At 67.0% G+C, this 19,039-nt stretch carries 14 protein-coding genes and 1 tRNA gene; 5 read left to right on the top strand and 10 right to left on the bottom strand.

What is annotated here, in order from left to right:
• Positions 1-163 precede the first annotated feature (163 nt).
• The 4 genes from QFZ33_RS08125 (at position 164) to nhaA (ending at position 3,968) form a co-directional block, all read left to right on the top strand.
• Complete coding sequence (locus tag QFZ33_RS08125; protein WP_307031718.1) at positions 164-1,678, top strand: SDR family oxidoreductase; 1,515 nt, start codon at positions 164-166, stop codon at positions 1,676-1,678.
• A gap of 47 nt (positions 1,679-1,725) precedes the next feature.
• Positions 1,726-2,223, top strand: coding sequence for a DUF2505 domain-containing protein (locus QFZ33_RS08120; RefSeq protein WP_307026436.1), 498 nt, complete (start codon positions 1,726-1,728; stop codon positions 2,221-2,223).
• A gap of 4 nt (positions 2,224-2,227) precedes the next feature.
• On the top strand, positions 2,228-2,449 hold the full coding sequence (locus tag QFZ33_RS08115) for an SCO4848 family membrane protein (protein ID WP_307026433.1): 222 nt from the start codon (positions 2,228-2,230) through the stop codon (positions 2,447-2,449).
• Positions 2,450-2,615: 166 nt separating this feature from the next.
• Positions 2,616-3,968: a Na+/H+ antiporter NhaA gene (gene nhaA / locus QFZ33_RS08110; RefSeq protein WP_307026431.1), complete on the top strand. Its 1,353-nt coding sequence runs from the start codon at positions 2,616-2,618 to the stop codon at positions 3,966-3,968.
• Positions 3,969-3,978: 10 nt separating this feature from the next.
• On the opposite strand, the gene sufU is transcribed toward nhaA, so the two are convergent.
• From sufU to QFZ33_RS08065, 9 genes are all read right to left on the bottom strand, one after another.
• Complete coding sequence (sufU, locus tag QFZ33_RS08105; RefSeq protein WP_307026429.1) at positions 3,979-4,428, bottom strand: Fe-S cluster assembly sulfur transfer protein SufU; 450 nt, start codon at positions 4,426-4,428, stop codon at positions 3,979-3,981.
• Between the two features lie 29 nt (positions 4,429-4,457).
• Positions 4,458-5,783: a SufS family cysteine desulfurase gene (locus QFZ33_RS08100; RefSeq protein WP_307026427.1), complete on the bottom strand. Its 1,326-nt coding sequence runs from the start codon at positions 5,781-5,783 to the stop codon at positions 4,458-4,460.
• A gap of 484 nt (positions 5,784-6,267) precedes the next feature.
• Positions 6,268-9,033: a LuxR C-terminal-related transcriptional regulator gene (locus QFZ33_RS08095; RefSeq protein WP_307026425.1), complete on the bottom strand. Its 2,766-nt coding sequence runs from the start codon at positions 9,031-9,033 to the stop codon at positions 6,268-6,270.
• On the bottom strand, positions 9,011-11,749 hold the full coding sequence (locus QFZ33_RS08090; RefSeq protein WP_307026422.1) for a LuxR C-terminal-related transcriptional regulator: 2,739 nt from the start codon (positions 11,747-11,749) through the stop codon (positions 9,011-9,013). The genes QFZ33_RS08095 and QFZ33_RS08090 overlap by 23 nt, the downstream gene beginning before the upstream one ends.
• A gap of 175 nt (positions 11,750-11,924) precedes the next feature.
• Complete coding sequence (pth, locus tag QFZ33_RS08085) at positions 11,925-12,509, bottom strand: aminoacyl-tRNA hydrolase (RefSeq protein WP_307026420.1); 585 nt, start codon at positions 12,507-12,509, stop codon at positions 11,925-11,927.
• Positions 12,510-12,633: 124 nt separating this feature from the next.
• Positions 12,634-13,242 (bottom strand): 50S ribosomal protein L25/general stress protein Ctc, encoded by a 609-nt coding sequence (locus QFZ33_RS08080; protein ID WP_307026418.1) that lies wholly within the window; start codon positions 13,240-13,242, stop codon positions 12,634-12,636.
• A 306-nt stretch (positions 13,243-13,548) separates the two neighbouring features.
• Complete coding sequence (locus tag QFZ33_RS08075; protein ID WP_102970707.1) at positions 13,549-14,529, bottom strand: ribose-phosphate diphosphokinase; 981 nt, start codon at positions 14,527-14,529, stop codon at positions 13,549-13,551.
• Between the two features lie 5 nt (positions 14,530-14,534).
• On the bottom strand, positions 14,535-16,025 hold the full coding sequence (gene glmU, locus QFZ33_RS08070; protein ID WP_307026415.1) for a bifunctional UDP-N-acetylglucosamine diphosphorylase/glucosamine-1-phosphate N-acetyltransferase GlmU: 1,491 nt from the start codon (positions 16,023-16,025) through the stop codon (positions 14,535-14,537).
• Positions 16,026-16,147: 122 nt separating this feature from the next.
• Positions 16,148-16,219: transfer RNA gene (locus QFZ33_RS08065), tRNA-Gln, on the bottom strand.
• Between the two features lie 246 nt (positions 16,220-16,465).
• Between QFZ33_RS08065 and QFZ33_RS08060 the strand changes: the two genes are divergently transcribed.
• Complete coding sequence (locus QFZ33_RS08060) at positions 16,466-17,065, top strand: TetR/AcrR family transcriptional regulator (protein WP_307031716.1); 600 nt, start codon at positions 16,466-16,468, stop codon at positions 17,063-17,065.
• A 116-nt stretch (positions 17,066-17,181) separates the two neighbouring features.
• Here the strand turns inward: QFZ33_RS08060 and QFZ33_RS08055 are convergent, their stop codons facing one another.
• Positions 17,182-19,011, bottom strand: a complete 1,830-nt coding sequence (locus QFZ33_RS08055; protein ID WP_307026413.1) for an ABC-F family ATP-binding cassette domain-containing protein — start codon at positions 19,009-19,011, stop codon at positions 17,182-17,184.
• Between the last annotated feature and the right edge of the window lie 28 nt (positions 19,012-19,039).

Below are 19,039 nucleotides of genomic sequence, written 5' to 3'. Positions count from 1 at the left end.
GCATTGCTAAGCTTGCTGAGCAGGTGAGGTACAGCACATCTTGAAGTTCGCACAGCCATGCCGCCGCCCCAAGGAGACGCCAGTGAGCGACCAAACCGGAAATGACAGCAGCGGAAATGACAGCGGCACGGCGCGGGCCGGCGCCAACCTCGAGGCCCGGACAGTGCTTGTCACCGGCGCCACGGGGTACATCGGCGGGCGGCTGGTCCCCCGGCTGCTGGACGCCGGCCACCGCGTCAAGGTGCTGGTCCGGTCCCCGGAGAAAATTGCCGACGTGCCGTGGTTCGACGACGTGGAAGTGGTCCGCAGCAGCCTCGACGACTCCGCGGCACTGGAGGAAGCCCTGCAGGGCGTGGACGTACTGTTTTACCTGGTCCATTCCATGGCGGCGGGCTCCGGTTTCGAGGCCAAGGAAAAGGCCATGGCCGAGCTTGTGGCCGGTGCCGCCTCGGCTGCCTCGGTCCGGCGAATCGTTTATTTGGGCGGCCTGCACCCGCGCAACACGGCACTGTCAACGCACATGCGCTCCCGCGAGGCGGTGGGCGAGGTATTCCTCTCCGGCCCGGTGGACGCCATCGTGTTCCAGGCCGGGGTGGTCATCGGCTCCGGCTCGGCGTCGTTCGAAATGATCCGCCACCTCGCCGAAACCCTGCCCCTTATGCCGGCGCCCAGCTGGGTCCGCAACCGGATCGAAGCCATCGCCGTACGGGACGTGCTCTACTACCTCGTCGGAGCCGCCGCACTGGCGGAACCCCTCAACCGCACCTTCGACATCGGCTCCCGGGATGTTCTGACGTACGCCGGCATGATGAAGGTGTACGCGGCCGAGGCAGGCCTGCCGCCGCGGCCGGTCCTGGCACTTCCAGTGCCGGCACCCAGGCTGGCCGGATTATGGGTTGCCCTGGTGACTCCGATTCCGCTGTCCATGTCCGTCCCGCTGGTCCAGTCCCTGCAGCACGATGCCGTCTCGGCAGAACACGACATCGACAACTACATCAAGCAGCCCGACGGCGGTCTTACCGGCTACCGCAGGGCCGTGGCCCTGGCGCTCGGCAAGGAACGCGACGGCCAGGTGGAAACCACCTGGGCCAACTCCGGCGCGGATGCCGACCCGCTGCCGAGCGATCCGGGTTGGGCCGGGCACAGGGTCTATGTCGACGAACGGACCTTTGCCAGCGATGTGGACCGGGCACACGTGTGGACGATCATCGAGGGGATCGGCGGCCGCAACGGCTGGTACTCGCTCCCACTGGCGTGGAGCGTCCGCGGCTGGCTGGACAAGCTCTCGGGCGGAGCGGGCCTGCTCCGCGGCCGGCGGCATCCGCGCCATCTGGTGGCCGGTGAGGTTGTGGACTGGTGGCGCGTGGAACGGATGGAGCGCGGCCGCCTGCTCCGGCTGCGGGCAGAAATGCGTGCACCGGGACGCGCCTGGCTGGAGCTCTGCGTGGAGCCAGACGGCTCCGGTTGCCTTTACCGCCAGCGGGCGATTTTCTTCCCCAGAGGACTCAGCGGCCGGCTCTACTGGCTGGCCGTTTTTCCGTTCCACAGCATCATCTTCCCGGCCATGTCCCGCAACATCACCGCGGCGGCCCGGAGGCTGTCCGCCGGGGAGAAATCCCGCGTCGCAGAGTCCGATGCCCGACGTCCGGGTGCCGGGGAGGGGCGGCCAACCCCGTAGGATGTGGGGAGCAAAAAGCGTTCTGACCCCACAACGACGGAGGATCTATGGCACTGAGTGCATCCACCACCCTTCCCCACGGCGTCGACAGCGTCATCGCAGTCTTCGCGAACGAGGACTTCCAGCGCCACACCAGCGAATACGTCGGCGGCAGCCTCGAGTCCTTCACCGTGGCGGGCGACATCGCCGGGGAATTCAGCACCACGTCGGTGCGCACCCTCCCCACGACGCGCCTGCCGGAAATCGCCCGCAAGTTCGTCGGCGATAGCCTGAAGGTGACCCAGGTGGAAAACTGGGACGCCCCGGCAGCCGACGGTTCGCGCCAGAGCACCATCTCCCTGAAGATCGCCGGCGCGCCGATCGACGTGTCCGCTGTCCAGCGTCTCGTGGCGGACGGCGGCAGCACGCGGGTTGAGCTTGTTGGCAACGTCACCTCCTCCGTGCCGTTCCTGGGCGGCAAGATTGCCGACGCCGCCGAGCCCATGGTGGGCAAGGCGCTGAACATCCAGTCGCAGCAGGCCCAGGCCTGGCTCGAAAGCCACTAGCCCCGTGGACGTCCCTGCCTTCCTTGCCCTGGTCCTGATCGTTTCGGGCGTGTGGTCCCTGGCGGTGTGGCCGCAGTTCCTGCGCCGCGTCATGAAGGACCCGCGGGCACGGGACGCCGCCGGCAAGGCCACGAAGTTCCTCACCGTCCATATTGTCCTGGTGACGGTATCCATGGTGCTGGGGGCCGCCACGGCCGCCATCGGAATCGCGGCGCTCGTCAGCTGACGGCGCGGGCTCACTGGCACCGGCTGGGTCCGCTGGTTGAGCTTGTCGGAACCCGGGTTTCGACAAGCTCAACCAGGGATCTTCGCCAGTCAGATAAGCTAGTCCAAAAGGTGCGCCGGGAAGTCTGGTCGGCAAGATTTTTGTCGACCCTTCGCGAGGAGCTCCAATGCCCAAGCCACCTGTCCCAGCCCGAAAGTTCCGGGTTTTCAGCCGTTCCACGTATTCGGAGTATCTGCGCATTGCCGCCATCCTCCGGACGGAGACCGTAGGCGGCGCACTCCTCCTCGCCGCTACAGCCGCAGCGCTGATCTGGGCCAACTCCCCCGCCGCCGACGCCTACTTTGGATTGCGTGACTTCAAGCTGGGCTACGAGCCCTGGCACCTGCAACTGACCCTGGGGCACTGGGCGTCCGACGGACTGCTGGCACTGTTCTTCTTCATTGCCGGCCTGGAACTGAAACGCGAGTTTGTCTCCGGCGATCTGCGCAGGCCGTCCCGCGCGGTCGTTCCGGTGACGGCGGCAGCGGGCGGGGTGGCTGTCCCGGCCATCATCTACTCCTTCATTACCTGGAATGCGGGCGCCGAGGCGCTCAGGGGCTGGGCCATCCCCACCGCCACCGACATTGCGTTCGCGCTGGCAGTGCTGGCTGTCATCAACACCCACCTGCCCGCCGCTCTGAGGACGTTCCTGCTGACCCTCGCCGTGGTGGATGACCTGATCGCCATCGGCATCATCGCGTTCTTCTACTCCTCCGGGCTCCAGCCGGCCCTGCTGCTCGCCGCCCTTGTCCCGCTGGCTCTGTTCGCGTGGCTGGTGCAGAAGCGGGTGAGCCACTGGTACCTGCTCCTGCCGCTGGCGGCGGCCACGTGGGCACTCGTGCATGTTTCCGGCATCCACGCCACGGTGGCTGGCGTCCTGCTCGGCTTCACCGTTCCGGTGGCGGCCTCGCGGCGGTACAGCCACTCAGGCGCCACCGACGTCAGCACCATTGACGACGGCGCCACCGGCATGGCTGCACGCCTGGAACACCGGCTACGTCCATTGTCTGCAGGCTTCGCGGTTCCTGTCTTCGCATTCTTCTCGGCGGGCGTTGCGCTCGGCGGAACTACGGGACTCATGTCTGCCCTGTCCGACCCGGTGGCGGTGGGCATCGTGACAGCGCTGATCGTTGGCAAAGCCATCGGCGTGTTGGGGACAACATTCCTCGTCACGAAAACCACCCGCGCGCAGCTCGACGACGGACTGAAGTGGGTCGACGTCGCGGGGCTTTCCCTCCTGGCGGGCGTGGGCTTCACGGTCTCCCTGCTGATCGCCGAACTGAGTTTCGGATCGGGCTCGACCAAGGACGATCACGCAAAGGTTGCCATCCTGGCCGGTTCGCTGACTGCCGCAGCGTTGGCCGCCGTCGTGCTTAAGGCCCGCAACAGGCACTACCGCCGCCTTGAAGCGGAGGAGGCAAGGGACGACGACGGCGACGGCGTGCCGGATGTCTTCGAACGGTCGGAACGGGACCTGTGAAAACCGGCCCTCAGGCCGCCTGGTTCAGGGCATCCTCGGCCGCAACCCAGGAGATCATGGCGCATTTCACCCTCGCGGCGTAGCGGGCCACGCCTTCAAAGGCAGCTGCGTCGCCGAGGATTTCCGGGTCGGCAGAGATCTTTCCCCGGGACCGCAGGACATCGCGGAAGTTCCCGATCACCGAGCGGAGTTCGTCCACGGTCATGCCCTCGGCCAGCTCGCTCAGCACGGAAGCGGAGGCCATGGAGATCGAGCAGCCGGCCCCGTCCCACGCCAGCTGAGTCACCGTGCCGTGGTCCACGGCCACGCGCAGGGTGACCTCGTCGCCGCACACGGGATTGAGCTGGTGTGATTGGCCGGTGGACGCGCCGTCCGGGGCAGCCGTGGCGGCCAATCCGCTGCCGTGCCGGGCCTTGGAGTGGTCCAGGATGATCTGCTGGTAAAGCTGGTCGAGGCTCATGCTCAGGTACCTGTCGTCGGGGATCCGGGCTAGGCCCGGAAGTAGGCGCGGACTCCGGACACTGCGTCCAGGAATTCGTCCACGTCGTCGGTGGTGTTGTACAAGTAGGCGCTGGCCCGGGTGGTGGCCGTCAGGCCCAGGCGCCGGTGCAGCGGCTGCGCGCAATGGTGGCCCACGCGGACCGCTATGCCCCGCGCGTCAAGGAACTGGCCGACGTCGTGCGCGTGGACACCGGCAACGTCAAAGGCCGCCAGCCCTATGCGGTCCTGGCCGGCGGCCGGACCCAGCACGCGGACGCCGTCGATGGCTTCCAGGCCCGCCACCATCCGCTGGCCGAGCTCGGACTCCCAGCGATGCACCCGGTCGATGCCGGTTTCCGTCAGATAGTTGACCGCGGCGGCAAGGGCCACCGCCTGCGAAATTTTCTGGGTGCCGGCTTCAAACCGCTGCGGTGCGGGGAGGTACTCCGCGCGTTCCATGGTCACGGTGGTGATCATGGAACCGCCGGTCAGGACCGGTGGGAGCACGTCCAAGAGCTCCTGCTTGCCGTAAAGCACGCCGACGCCGGTTGGCCCCAGCATCTTGTGGCCGGAAAAAACAGCGAAGTCGACATCCAACTGCTTGACGTCCAGGGCGAGGTGCGGTGCCGACTGGCACGCATCCAGCACCACCAGGGCGCCTGCCCGCCGGGCGAGGGCCACAAGATCGCTGACCGGGTTGATGGTGCCCAGCACATTCGAGGCGTGGGTGAACGCCAGCAGCCTGGTACGCTCCCCCACGATTTCCGCTGCCTCATCCATCCGCAGCACCCCGGCGTCGTCCAGCGGGATGTGACGCAGCGTGGCACCTGTCCGGTAGGCCAGTTCCTGCCAGGGAATCAGGTTTGCGTGGTGCTCCATTTCGGTGACCACGATTTCATCGCCGGGTCCCAGAGCCAAGTCCCGCAGCCGGGAGCCGCCGCGTCCCTGGGCTGCCCACAGGGCGGCGTTCGACAGCGCATAGCTGATGACGTTCAGGCCTTCGGTGGCGTTGGAGGTCCAGACGATCTCCTCGTAGGACGCCCCGACAAAGTCGGCCACGGTCTGCCGGGCGTCCTCGAACACCTCGGTGGCCTCCACGGCAAGGTGGTGGGCACCGCGGTGCACGGCAGCGTTCCGCTGCTCGTAGAATTCCTGCTCGGCCTCGATGACGCTCAGCGGATTCTGCGAGGTGGCGCCGGAATCCAGGTAGATGAGCGGGCGGCCGTTGACCGTCTGGTTCAGCACCGGAAAGTCGTTGCGGATCCGCAGGACCTCAGCATTGTCCATCGCAGAAAGGGCACGCGTCAGCGTGGTTGGCGTTGATACTACGGCCAATGGGACTCCTTGGGTGCCTTGAGGTACATCTCAATTGTCCCACAGCACCTTTGGCCGCAGCATGGCAGGAGCGGAGCCCGCCTGATCGGGGCGCATGCGAAGGGCGGCCCTCGTCGCTGCGGGCCGCCCTTATCATGCCGTCAGATATTCGCTTGTTGCGGACTTACTACTTCAAAGGACCGGCGACGGCTGGGGGGAGAGCCTCGGTCTCAGAAGGCTCTGACGTCGCCGGCCCCGCCTTACCCGGCCTTTGGGGCCGGAAATCTGGTGCGAGACCTGGAAAATCTGGTGGCAGCTTCGGAGGGGAGATCAGCCCGGCTTCCGCTGCCACTATTAGTTAATCGCGTACTGGCGCCCGCGGCACCAGTATCAGGTACTCGTTTTTCTGAGTACTCAACTACTGGTTCCCGCAGGTAGTGATGTCCGGCGCGCAACCGCGCGGATCTTGCCCTGAGGGGGCCAGAAAAAATCAGTTTGGGAGGCGCTACTTCTTCGGCAGGGCGAGCGCGAGCTCGTCGCGCCGGCGGACGCCGAGCTTGACGTAGCTGCGGTACAGATGGCCCTCGACGGTCCGCACGGACACCATCAGGTGCTGGGCGATCTCGCGGTCGGAGAGGCCCTGCACCGCCAGCTCCACGATGTCCCGCTCGCGGCGCGTCAGATGGACGCTGGGGACGGAGGCGACAAACGGGCTTTCCCGGAACCGCTCGCCGAGCTCCTGGTCGCATTTCTCCCGGTGCGCGATGGCCTGGCGGGCGCGTCGCCGCTCCCCTGCGGCATCCAGCAGCGCGCCGGCCCGGGCGTATGCCTCGCGTGCCAGGTTCAGCAGGCCCGCTTCCTCCAGGGCGGCGGCTGTGTCCATGAGGACGTCGGCGTCCTCCGAGGCCCAGGCCTGGGCCAGCTGCCGCCAGCCGGCTGCCCACCGGCCCTCGACGGTGGTGGCGAGCGCGGCGAGCTCCTGCACCAGCGACCGCTCGCCAAGATCCGAGCAAAGGATGAGGCACTCCATCTTGGTTCCGGGATGGTCCGTAACGGCCTCGGACCCCGCGAGCTCACGGAGCCTGTCCAGGCCGCTGCCCTTCCGGTCGAGGTATTCCGCCGCGGCGGCCGCATAGGCCTCCGCGACGGCGTCGCAGCCGGGTCCGCTGGCGTGCCTGGCTGAGATGAAGTCCTGTTCGAGCCGCTTCGCCTGGGCGGTGTCGCCCAGGCGTGCTGCGGCGTAGAAGGCAAGCGACGAGCCGAACCTGAACTCCTGCAGCGGGTCATTGACCCGGAGTGCCTCAACGGCAGGAAGGAGGACCTGGTAGGCGCGCTCCAGCTGCCCCTGCCGCAGCAGTCCCAGGCCGCGCAATGCCTGGATCCCGCCGCCGAAGGTCGAAGCACCCTCGGTGCGCTCCGCCGGATAACCGGACAGCTCATGTTCGGCCGACTCCCAGTTGCCGGCAGCGAGGGTGCTGATGGCCAGCCGCGTCAGGACAAACTCGTTGAAGAAGTACAGGCCGCCGCTGAGCGCGGGCAGGAAAGGGCCGGCGGCCGCCGCGGCGGCGTGGGCCTGGTGTGACCTGCCGGCGGCGACCAGCGTCTGGGCAAGTAGGGCCTGCGCCACGGCGTGCTGTGTCGCCTCGACGCCCGACGCAGTGTCCGGGTCCGTGGTCCCCAGCGCCGTGATGACAGCGTTAATGCCTTCGTGATCCCCGGTGGCCGCCATCTCCAGCAGCCCGTGGATCCTGTCCTGCCAGGCATCGTCCGGGGCGATCCCGGCCTCCGCCAGCTGGTGGCGTGATTCAGCCCTGAGCGACGGCACGGACTTGCCCAGCGCCATGTGGGATGACGCCCTCAGCATGAGGACCTGCGGAGCTTCCGCATCCCCCGCCAGATCGAGCCAGCAGTCGTCAAGGAGTTCGGCGGCCTCGCGGTACTTCCCCTCATTGAAGTTGGCCCGCGCGGTGATTGAGAGCGCATGGGCCTGCAGCTCCGGTGTCCGCACATGACCGGCCATGAGCCGGGCGCCGGCGTTGTTGAACGTCGTCGCGGCCAGCAGCCCCGCGTCCAGCAGCTCCCGGTCGGGCACCTCCATGCCGCATTCCAGCGACCATTCGACCAGCCGCAGCCTGCCTTCGGCACTTGCGGCGGCGGGATCCAGATGGGCATCAAGCTTCTGCCGCAACTGCAGGCTCCGCGAGACGGACACCTGGCGCCGCGTTGATTCGCCCAGGATGGCATGGGTGAGCCGCAGCTCGGTATGCGTTGCGGCGGATTCGCTCACCACCTGGTTATCCAGCAGGGAACGCACGACGCCGGCGCCACAGACGTCCTCGATCAGGCGCCTGGGCACCGGCTCGGCCAAAGCGATCACCTTGAGCGCATCCTGCTCCTCCGGCGTTCTCCGGAGGAGATCCTTCACCACGAGATCCGAAAGCCTGGGTCCGTCAGCCGGCAACGGTCCGAGCAGCACCCAGATTCCGTTCCGCTGGACCAGGGTTCCGGCGGCTGTTGCATCACTCAGCAGGCAATCGAGGAGCAGCGGGTTGCCGCCCGAAGCAGACCACAGCGACTGGACGGTGCTGACGGGAACCGTCCCCTGGAGGGTGTGTTCCACTACCTCCCTGACCTGCTCGCCGCTGAGCGGTCGGAGATCGATGCGTTCGGCGAGGCCGTCATACCAGAGCTGGTTCAGGGCCTGGGGCAGCCCCGGCCGCGGCCGCCCGGCTGCCAGCACGGTCGCCCAGCCGGCCGAGGTCATGTCCACCACCATGCTGGCCGTGGCGTCATCGAGGTGGTGGGCGTCGTCCACCACCAGGAGCACGGGGGCGTCGGTGCGGCCGTTGAGGTCGCTGATTCCCTTCAGCTCCTGGAAGTGGGCCCAGACGGCCCGTAGCACCGCCACCGGGGAGTCGGCTTCCTCGGGGGCGAGCCCGGAGGTGTAGGGCGCCAGCACACCGTAGGGGACCTTCGCCAGCGAGGAGCTGCCGTGGATGCGGAGCACGGTCATCTCTGCCGCCAATTTCTCCCGCACGGCGTCAGTCACGGATGTCTTTCCGATACCGTGGCCTGCCATCAGGTAGACCGCCTGGCTGGCACGGCTGCGGATGACGGTGCAGACATGCTCTATCACCTCACGGCGGCCGGTTAGCTGCCGGAGTTCGGATTCCGGTTTAGCGCCCCGGCCATTGGACGCGACGTCGTGGGACGAAGTGTTGAACGAAGCGCTGTGTGCTGGGGAGCTGTTAGACGAGGCCAGGCAGATCACCTCTGGATGTCACGCCAAGCTTGGTGAAGACCTGGTAGAGGTGGCCCTCCACCGTTCGGACTGATACGCCCATCTCCAGGGCGATGTCCCGGTTGGAGACGCCCCTTCCGGCCAGCCGGGAGATCTGGCGTTCCCGGGCGGTAAGGAGCGGGCTTCCGCTGCTGGGAACGATCGGAAGGCTGGGCACCGTGGCGGTGAGGCTGTCCAGACGGGCCTGGGCAACACGGGCGGAGGCGGAATCGCCGGAGTGGCGGGCAAAGTCGACGGCCAGCGCAACGCACCGGGCCTCCACGGCGTCGAGTTCCAGTTCCGCGCACAGGTGCGCGCCTTCCAAAAGAACCTTGGCGTCCTTGGTGCGGGTGCCTACGGCGATGAGGCGTGAGATCTCGGAGAGGGTCCCCTGGCGGTGGCCCGCCACCTCCTCCATCAGGCGGAAGTCCTCATCCGTCCCGTTCACGGTCGCTCCGAGCAGGCTGATGCCCGCCAGCGTGTACCGGCCCGCATCGATGTCGCGGTGTGCTGCCTTGAGCAGACGTTTCACGGCGTCGGTGTCGCCCAGCCAACGTCCGGCCATGTCCGCGCAGAACTCGGTGATGAACATGGTGCCGAAGTTGCAGTGCCCGCGCACCCCGCGGAGCTTGTCGAGATACTTGTGCGCCTGCCCGGCGTTGCCGATCTGGGCGTAGGCGAAGGCGGTGGCGGCGTAGGCGGCCTGCAGCATGTTCAGTACAGGGCGGAGCTCAAGCTGGGCGACAGCGGAGAGCAGTGAATCCAGGGCCACCGCGCCGCGGCCGGAAAAAAGGTAGGCGATGCCGGCGGCCAGTTCCGTGGCAGACGTCCGGTAGGCCAGCCGGCGCTCCTCCTGTCCCTTGGGCGGGCCGACGAGTTCCAGGCACCGCTTCCACTGGCCGGCCTGCAGCAGCACGTTGAACGCCGTCATGGCGAACCGCTCCCGCAGTCCGGTCAGCGGCTCTGCGTCCGAAAGCTGTCCTCCCACGCGGCGCATCAGCTGGAGGGCGTCCATTTCCCGGCCGACCGCCGACAAGGCGTGCATCAGGATCAGCGCCGCCTGGATCCTGAAGCCGGGGTCCTTGTTGACCTCGGGGTCGATGGCTTCCTCCAGCTTTCCGACCATGGAGGCGTAGTCGCCGATGAACGATTTGTATTCGAATTCGGCCAGCGTGATGACGTTGGCGGCCGTGCCAAACGGATCGGGCCAGCTGGATGCCACTGCGGTGGCAACGTCCAGCCGCTTGCGGGCAGCTGCCAGCTCGTCCGGCACGTTGTCGCACAGCTCCGGCAGCCAGACCATGACCCGGGTCTTGGCTGCCACGACCCGGGCGAAGGCCTCCTGCTCGAGCGCGTCCAGCTGTACCCGGGAAATATCCTCCAGCGCGGCCATGGCCTGCACCGGCAGGTCGAGCAGCAGGTAGGCGGTTGCCTTGTGCAGCTGTGCTTCGACCCAGACGTCATCCGTTTTCTTGATGCCTTCAACGCAGGAGATCGCGAACCGCGGGTCAAAGAGCTGCACCGCCGCCTCAGCGGCCGCCACCGCCATCGCGGGGCTCAGTTCGGCCTGGCATTCCCTGGTCCAGGCGGCGAACTCTATGCGCTCCTCCATGCTCAGCACGGACAACTCGGGTTCGTGGCCGCCCAGCAACAGGGTCCGGAGTTCACGACGGCGGGAGATGCTCAGCCAGGACCGCACCACGTCCCCAAGGTACTGCTCCCGCAGGGAGACCCAGCGGTCCCCTGTGACGCCGACCGTGAGCAGCCCGGCGTCCTCCATGTCGGCCACGGTGTCGGTGCCGTAAACTTCGGTCAGCCTTGCCAGAGGGACACGCCGCGCACAGGCAAGCATTTCGATGACCTCGCGGGTTTCCGGTTCTTCCCGGGACCAGCGGGACCGGACAATGTCATCCAGACCGGTGGCGCCGTCGAGCACCACCCTGTCCCGCAGGGTCCAGACAGAATCCGACAGGACGAGGTTTCCCGACTGCCGCTGCTCGGTGACGAGCGCCTTGAGCAGGAGCGGATTGCCGCCCACGATGGCGTGGTAGGTGCTCACGAGCGAGGCCGAGACCCGGTGGCCCAGCAGCGTCAGCAGCACCTGCCGGGTCTGGAGTTCGTTGAGGTTGTCCAGCCGGACTTCCGTCAGCCGCCGGTCGGTGAGCAGCCAGTGGAAGTCCGCCGGAAGGTCGCTGGTGCTGGGGGCGATGGCGATGACGCGGGCGGTGTGCGTCAGCATGATGTTCAGGATGACGCCGGCACTCATGTCATCGATCTGGCCTGTTGTATCCAGGGTGATGACGCAATCCCGGCCGGCGGCGTCAGACCGGATCAGGGAGGTGATGCCCTGGAGGATAGCGGTCGGGGAAGCCAGCGCCGACTGCGGAAGCCTGGCCAGGAGGAAGGCGAGGCAGCCGTACGAGGTTTGTGAGCCGGTCAGGGGGCTGCGCAGCTGAAGCGCCCAGGTGTCGGGACCCAGCTCAGCCACGGCGGTGCGCGCCAGCGAGGATTTCCCCACACCGCGGGCACCTGTGATAACTACGCCCAGGGACTCGGGATCTGTCAGGGCAGTGCGGATGGCTTCAAGGTCTGCGCTGCGCGCCGGAACCGACCATCGTTGGAGGTCCGTTCCGCCCGCGACGCCCGCCGGTCCCGCAAGCACGCCCGCCGTAGACCCACGTCCCCAGCTCAGTGGCTCAATTGACATGAACTTTTTCCTTACATCCCGCCCGGCAGGATAAAGGCTCCATCGCCTCCCCCGCTTAGAAAGTAGACTACCCCGTTACTTTGCAGGGATACAGGGCACTGCGTTCACATTTCGCAGACCTTGATGCGACCTTGAGGGTTCGTGCGGTGGGGAGGAAACACCGAGGCGGAGGGCGCTAGACCTTGGCGGTGTGGAACTGCTGCTGCGCGGCCGTCAGGCCCTCCCTGACCAGGAGCTCGACGGCATCTGCGGCGTCATCGAGCAGGAAGGGCAGTTCCTTCTTTTCCGCAGTGCCGAAATCCCGGAGCACGTAGTCGGCGGTGTCCATCCGGCCCGGCGGCCGTCCGACTCCCACCCGGACGCGGAGGTAGTCCTTGGTGGCGAGGGCCTTGGAGATGTCCCGGAGACCGTTGTGCCCTCCCTCGCCGCCGCCGATCTTCAGCTTCACAGTATTGAAGGGAATGTCGATCTCGTCATGGACGGCCACCACGCGGGACGGCTCGACGTCGTAAAACCTGGCCAGAGCCGACACCGGGCCGCCGGAGACGTTCATGTACGTGCCCGGCTTCGCCAGTACCACCCGGGGACCGCCAATACCCAGCCGGCCTTCCAGGACCAGGGCCCTGGCCTTGTGCGCCTTGAACTTCCCACCGATGCGCCCGGCCAGTCCGTCCAGCACCATCTGGCCGACGTTGTGCCGGTTGCCGCTGTACTCGGGTCCGGGGTTGCCAAGGCCTACGATCAGCCAAGTGTCAGTCATGAATCAATCCTAAGGCGGGGGTTTTGCATGCATGCGGGGCAGGCAGGGACGGCAGTGGCCGGGCCCGAAAAGGACCCGGCCACCGGTCCACGCCCTGTGTGGCGCGGGAAGGTCTTGTGCCGAATTACTCGGCAGCAGCTGCTTCGGCCGGAGCCGCTGCCGCGGCGCCCTCCTCGGCTTCGCCCTCTGCGGCCGTTGCTGTGGCCTCGGAGATGTTGACGACCAACGCCTCTGCGTCGGCCAGCAGGACCGAGCCCTTGGGCAGCACGAGGTCGGAGGCGTGGATGTGCTGGCCGGCGGAACGGCCTTCGATGTCGACTTCGATGGCTGTGGGCAGGTGGGTTGCCTCAGCTTCGAGGGAGATGACGGTCATTTCCTGGTTGTAGGCGTTGCCCGGAGCCAGCTCGCCGACGAGGTGAACGGGAACGTCCACGGTCACCGTCTCGCCCTGGCGGACGGTCAGGAGGTCGATGTGCTCGATGATCTGCTTGATCGGGTCGCGCTGGATGTCCTTGACCAGGGCCAGGTGGCCCTCGCCGTTGAGGTCGAGGGACAGCAGGGCGTTCGCGGTGCGCACGGCCAGGGTGGTGGCCTTGGCGGGGAGGGTGATGTGGATGGGCTCTGCGCCGTGGCCGTAGATCACGGCGGGGATCTGACCGGCCATGCGGGCGCGGCGGGCGAAGCCCTTGCCGAATTCGGTGCGGGCTTCTGCTGCGAGCTTCTGCTCAGACATATGAATCTCCTGGTAGCAATTATTGTTTCAGCAAGGGCGGAGGTCTGGAGTGACCTTCAACGCTGGGCGGCCCGAAGGCGGCCCCACCAGAAGGGTGATTCAGACCCAGTCGATAACGGAGACCAGCAATCCGGTGTTCCGCGCATACGGATTTCCGGTGCTCTCCCTCGCCAAGGTATCGGGACAAAGCTTACCAGCGCCCGGCCTGTTTACTGAAAACGGGCCGGGCCCCGGTGGTTGAGCTTGTCGAAACCGGGGTTGGTCCCCACAAGCCCACTGAGCGTGGGCCCAGCTCAAACAGCGGCCTTACGCGTTGCCGTCGAACAGGCTGGTGACCGAACCGTCGTCGAACACTTCACGGATGGCCCGGGCGATGAGCGGCGCGATGGACAGGACGGTGAGCTCGGGGAAGCGCTTGTCAGCGGGGATGGGCAGCGTGTTGGTGACAACTACTTCGCGGGCTCCGGACTCGGAGAGGCGCCTGCCGGCGGGGTCGGAGAACACCGCGTGCGTGGCGGCGATGATGACATCCTTAGCGCCGGCGTTCTTGAGCACCTGCACGGCGCCGGAGATGGTTCCGCCGGTGTCGATCATGTCGTCGATCAGCACGCAGGTGCGGCCCTCGATCTGGCCTACCACGGTCTTGGACACGGCCTGGTTGGGCACGGTCAGGTCGCGGCTCTTGTGGACGAATGCCAGCGGAGCGCCACCGAGGCGCTCGGCCCACTGCTCGGCCACACGCACGCGGCCGGTGTCGGGTGAGACCACGGTGATGTTGTCGGCGCTGACCCGGGTACGGATGTAGTCCGCCAGCAGCGGGATGGCCATGAGGTGGTCCACCGGACCGTCGAAAAAGCCCTGGATCTGCGAGGTGTGCAGGTCCACGCTCATGATGCGGTCGGCGCCGGCCGTCTTGTACATGTCGGCCACAAGACGGGCGGAGATCGGCTCGCGGCCGCGGCCCTTCTTGTCCTGGCGCGAGTACGGGTAAAACGGCGAAACAACGGTGATCCGCTTGGCGGAGGCACGCTTCAGCGAATCGATCATGATCAGCTGTTCCATGAGCCAGTTGTTCAGCGGCGCGGGGTGCGCCTGGATGACGAAGGCATCGGTTCCGCGGACGCTCTCCCCGGCGCGGACGTAGATCTCGCCGTTGGCGAAGTCGTAGGCGTCCACAGGCAGCAGTTCCGTGCCCAGCTCCTTGGCGATCTCCCGGGCAAGCTCCGGGTGTGCACGCCCTGCGGCGAGCACCAGTTTCTTCTCGCCGTGAGCCGTAATTTCGGTCATGGTTGCTAGCCCTCTTCTGTAGATGCGGGGGAATTTGAGGTCTCATTGCGGCCTTCGCGGGCCGCGGCGGCTTCTGCCAGTTCCGCAGACAGCGAGCCGGGGCGGTTGGCCGCGACCCAGCCCTCGGCGTTGCGCTGTGCTGCCATGGACAGCGCCAGGGCACCTGCGGGCACGTCCTTGCGGATCACGGCTCCGGCGCCGCTGTAGGCACCGTCCCCCACCGTGACCGGAGCGACGAATACTGTGTTGGAGCCGGTGCGCACGCCCGAGCCGATCACCGTGCGGTGCTTCTTCTCGCCGTCGTAGTTCGCGGTGATGTTGCCGCAGCCGATGTTCGTGTCCTCGCCAATCTCTGCGTCCCCGGCGTAGCCCAGGTGGGACAGCTTGGAGCCGCGGCCGATCCTGACGTTCTTGGTTTCGTAGAAGGCGCCGATCTTGCCTGTCTCGCCCAGGACCGTTCCCGGGCGCAGGTAGGTGAAGGGGCCAACGCTGGCGCCCGCGCCGATCTCCGCGCCGGATCCGTGGGTCCGGGTTACCTTGGCGCCCTCACCGATACTGACATCCGTCAGTGTGGAGTCGGGGCCGACGACGGCGTCCCGCGCCACCGTGGTGGCGCCGTGCAGCTGGGTGTTGGGCAGGATCCGGACGTCCTCCGCCAAGGTCACCGTGGAGTCGATCCAGGTGGTGGCGGGGTCAACGACGGTAACACCGGCGCGCATCCATGCTTCCACGATCCGGCGGTTGTGCTCCGCGCCGAGGGCGGCCAGCTGGACGCGGTCGTTGGCGCCTTCCACCTGCCAGCGGTCGGCCGTGACGACGGCGGCCACGCGGCCGCCTGCCTCGCGGGCCAGCCCGAGGACATCGGTCAGGTACTTTTCACCCTGCGAGTTGTCGGTGGTGACGTGGCCGAGGGCGTCCCGGAGGACAACGGCGTCAAAGGCGTAGATGCCGGAGTTGATCTCGCGGATCGCACGCTCGGCGTCGGTGGCGTCCTTGTGTTCGCGGATGCCCGTGACCGTGCCGTCTTCGCCCCGGAGAATGCGGCCGTAGCCGGTGGCGTCGTCCAGGATCGCGGTGAGCACCGTGACCGCGTTGCCCTCGCGCTCGTGCGTGGACACGAGTTCGGCGAGCATTTCGCCGGTCAGCAGCGGGACATCGCCGTAGGTGACTACGACGGTTCCAGCCACAGGCTCCTTGGCGTCCAGGGCTTCGAGGGCAACTTCGACGGCGCGTCCGGTGCCGGGGACCTCGTCCTGGTCCACGATCACGGCGTCGGGATCAAGTTCCCTGAGGTGGGCTGCAACGCGGTCCCGCTCATGCCGGACCACGAGGGCCAGGCGCTCGGGGCTGATGCTGCGGGCGGCGAGCAGGGCGTGGCCCACCATGGAGCGGCCGCCGATTTCGTGGAGGATTTTCGGGGTACGGGATTTCATCCGGGTACCGGCACCTGCAGCTAGGACGATAACGGCGGCTGGGCCGGACTTCTCGGGGCTCACGTACGGGCTCTCCTTGCTCGGTTGCGCTGTGCTGCATCCGCGGCTGCCCGCGCGGCGGTGTCCGGGCCCGTGCCCGGAACCGGCAACAGGGTTCATCCTACTGGACGCCTCTGATGCAGCTGTTCCGCCCATAGGATTCGAACCTATACTCCACGGCTCCAAAGGCCGGGGTGCTGCCATTACACCAGGGCGGACCATGCCCGGAGCTAAGCCCGGGCACGAGAACCAATTCTGCCACGAACGTTGACGCTCGTGCGACCGCGGCTCATCCGGTGCGCCGGCGACGGTCGGGGCACCGCGCCGGGACCCGCCGCCGCCCCTGCCCGCCGCTTGACATAAGGCATGATTGGACCGTGAGCAACAGCACAGGGACAACTGACGGTCCGGGGAACCTGCCAGCTAGGCCCGACGCAGCCGCTGGCCGCATCCCCCGGTCGCGGATGACCGGACCCCAGCGGCGGTCCCAGCTCGTCGAAGTAGGGCGGGCCCTTTTCGCGATGCGGGGGCTGGACGGCACCACCATCGAGGAGATTGCGGCCGCTGCCGGCGTTTCCAAGCCCGTGATCTACGAGCACTTCGGCTCGAAGGAAGGCCTGTACACGCAGGTCGTCGAGTACGAGTTCAGGATCCTGCTCGCCGCCATCAATGACGCACTCACCCAGGAGGCCAAGCCGAGGGTCCTCGTGGAGCGCGCTGCCCTGGCCCTGCTCACCTACATCGAGGAACGCACCGACGGCTTCCGCATCCTCATGCGCGACGCTCCCCCGTCCCAGCCCGAAGGCGCCTTCTCCACGCTGCTTTCACACGTGACCGCGCGCGTTGAATACATCCTGTCCGATGAATTCGCCCGCCGCGGGTTCAGCGCAGCCGACGGCGCCATGTACGCGCAGATGCTCGTGGGCATGGTGGCGATGACGGGTCAGTGGTGGCAGGACGCCCGCCAGCCCGACAAACGGGCCGTCGCCGCACACCTCGTCAACCTGGCCTGGAACGGCCTGACCGGCCTCAAAAAGGACCCGGAACTCCGCAGCGAGGCATAGTCCGGCAGACCGTCGTCTGGGTTCCGCCCTGCTCCGCACCTGGTGGAGTTTTTGTACAGATAATGGGACTTCCGAGCCCCTTAGCGCCCAATATCTGTACAAAAACTCGGAACCGCCTACTCGCCGAGGACTTCCAGGGCCTCGAGCCACTCGAGTTCCAGGGCTTCGCGGTCTTCGGCCAGGGCCTTCAGCTTCTTGTTCAGCTCGGCCATGGCGTCGAAGTCGTTGTCGGCTGTGCTCTTGACCATCTGGGCGTGGATCTTGTCTTCCTGCTGCGTCAGCTTGCCCAGCTGGCGGTCGATGCGGTTTTTGGCCTTGCGGGCGTCGCGCTTCTCGGCTTCGGACGCGCCGGAGGTGGCGGCCGGCGCCGAACTGCCGCTGGCACCGGTGACGGGGTTGCCGCCGCCGGTGATGGTGGAGCCGGCCAGGGTGCCTTCGCGCAGTTCGAGGTACTGGTCCACGCCGCGGGGCAGGGCGCGGATCTTGCCGTCACCCAGCAAAGCCATCTGGTGGTCCGTGACGCGCTCCAGCAGGTAGCGGTCGTGGCTGACCACAACCAGCGTGCCCGGCCAGCCGTCCAGGACGTCTTCGACGGCGGCCAGGGTGTCCGTGTCGAGGTCGTTGGTGGGTTCGTCGAGCATGAGCACGTTCGGCTCACCCACCAGGAGGCGCAGCAGCTGGAGCCGTCGGCGTTCGCCACCTGAGAGGTCCTTGACCGGGGTCCACTGCTTCTCGTTGGTGAAGCCCAGCTGTTCCACGAGCTGACCGGCGCTGAATTCCTTGCCGCCAACATTGAAGGACCGCTTTTCGCGTTCGATCACTTCGATGACGCGGAGGTCCTGGACGTCGTCGAGCTCCTTGACCTCCTGGGTCAGTACGGCGGTGACAACCGTCTTGCCGCGCTTGACCTTGCCGGAGGTGGGCTGGATTTCGCCGTTGAGGAGTTTCAGGAGCGTGGTCTTGCCGGCGCCGTTGACACCGACCAGCCCCAGCCGCTCGCCCGGTGCGAGGCGAAGGGTGATGTTGTCGAAAAGCTTCTGCCCTGCGTCGCCACCCAGGAAGTCCAGGGAAACGTGCTCGAGGTCGAGCACATCCTTGCCCTGGCGTGCCGTGGCCATCTTGCTCAGCGCCATCGAGTCGCGCGGCTCCGGGACGTCGGCGATCAGGGCATTGGCTGCCTCGATCCGGAACTTGGGCTTTGCAGTGCGGGCGGGGGCGCCTCGGCGCAGCCAGGCGAGTTCCTTCTTGACGAGCTGCTGGCGCTTGCCTTCCATCACCGACGCGGCGCGGTCGCGTTCGGCCCGGGCCAGGACGTAGGCCGCGTAGCCGCCTTCGAACGGGTCCATGATGCCGTCGTGGATTTCCCAGGTCTTGTTGCAGACTTCGTCGAGGAACCAGCGGTCGTGGGTAACCACGAGGAACGCGCCCTGGTTGGCCCGCCACCGGGTCTTCAGGTGCCGGGACAGCCAGGCGACGCCTTCGACATCGAGGTGGTTCGTGGGCTCGTCGAGCATGATCACGTCATGGTCTTCGATCAGCAGCTTTGCCAGGGCCACGCGCCGTTTCTGGCCACCGGAGAGTGCGTGCACATTGGCGTGCCAGTCAACGTCGGACACCAGTCCGCCCATGACCTCGCGGATCTGCGGATTGCGCGCCCACTCGTAGTCAGCCTGGTCGCCGACGATGGCGGCACCAACCGTCAGGTCGCCGTCGAGTACATCACTCTGGTCCAGGTATCCGATGTTGACCTCGCTGCGCTTGGTCACGCGGCCCGAATCAGGGGTGGACCGCAGCGCCAGCAGCCGCATCAGCGTTGACTTGCCGTCGCCGTTCCTGCCGACCATCCCGATCCGGTCACCCTCTTCGAGTCCAAGGGTGATGCCGTCAAGAACGGTGCGGGTTGCGTACGAGACTGTGAGGTTCTCGCCGCCGAGCAGGTGTGCCACGGGGAACTGCTTTCTGATGTATTGGTTG

Source organism: Arthrobacter globiformis (assembly GCF_030815865.1).
In the GTDB taxonomy this organism is placed as follows: domain Bacteria; phylum Actinomycetota; class Actinomycetes; order Actinomycetales; family Micrococcaceae; genus Arthrobacter; species Arthrobacter globiformis_B.
The sequence above is the reverse complement of the archived record's forward strand: the minus strand, read 5'-3'. Positions and strand labels throughout refer to the sequence as shown.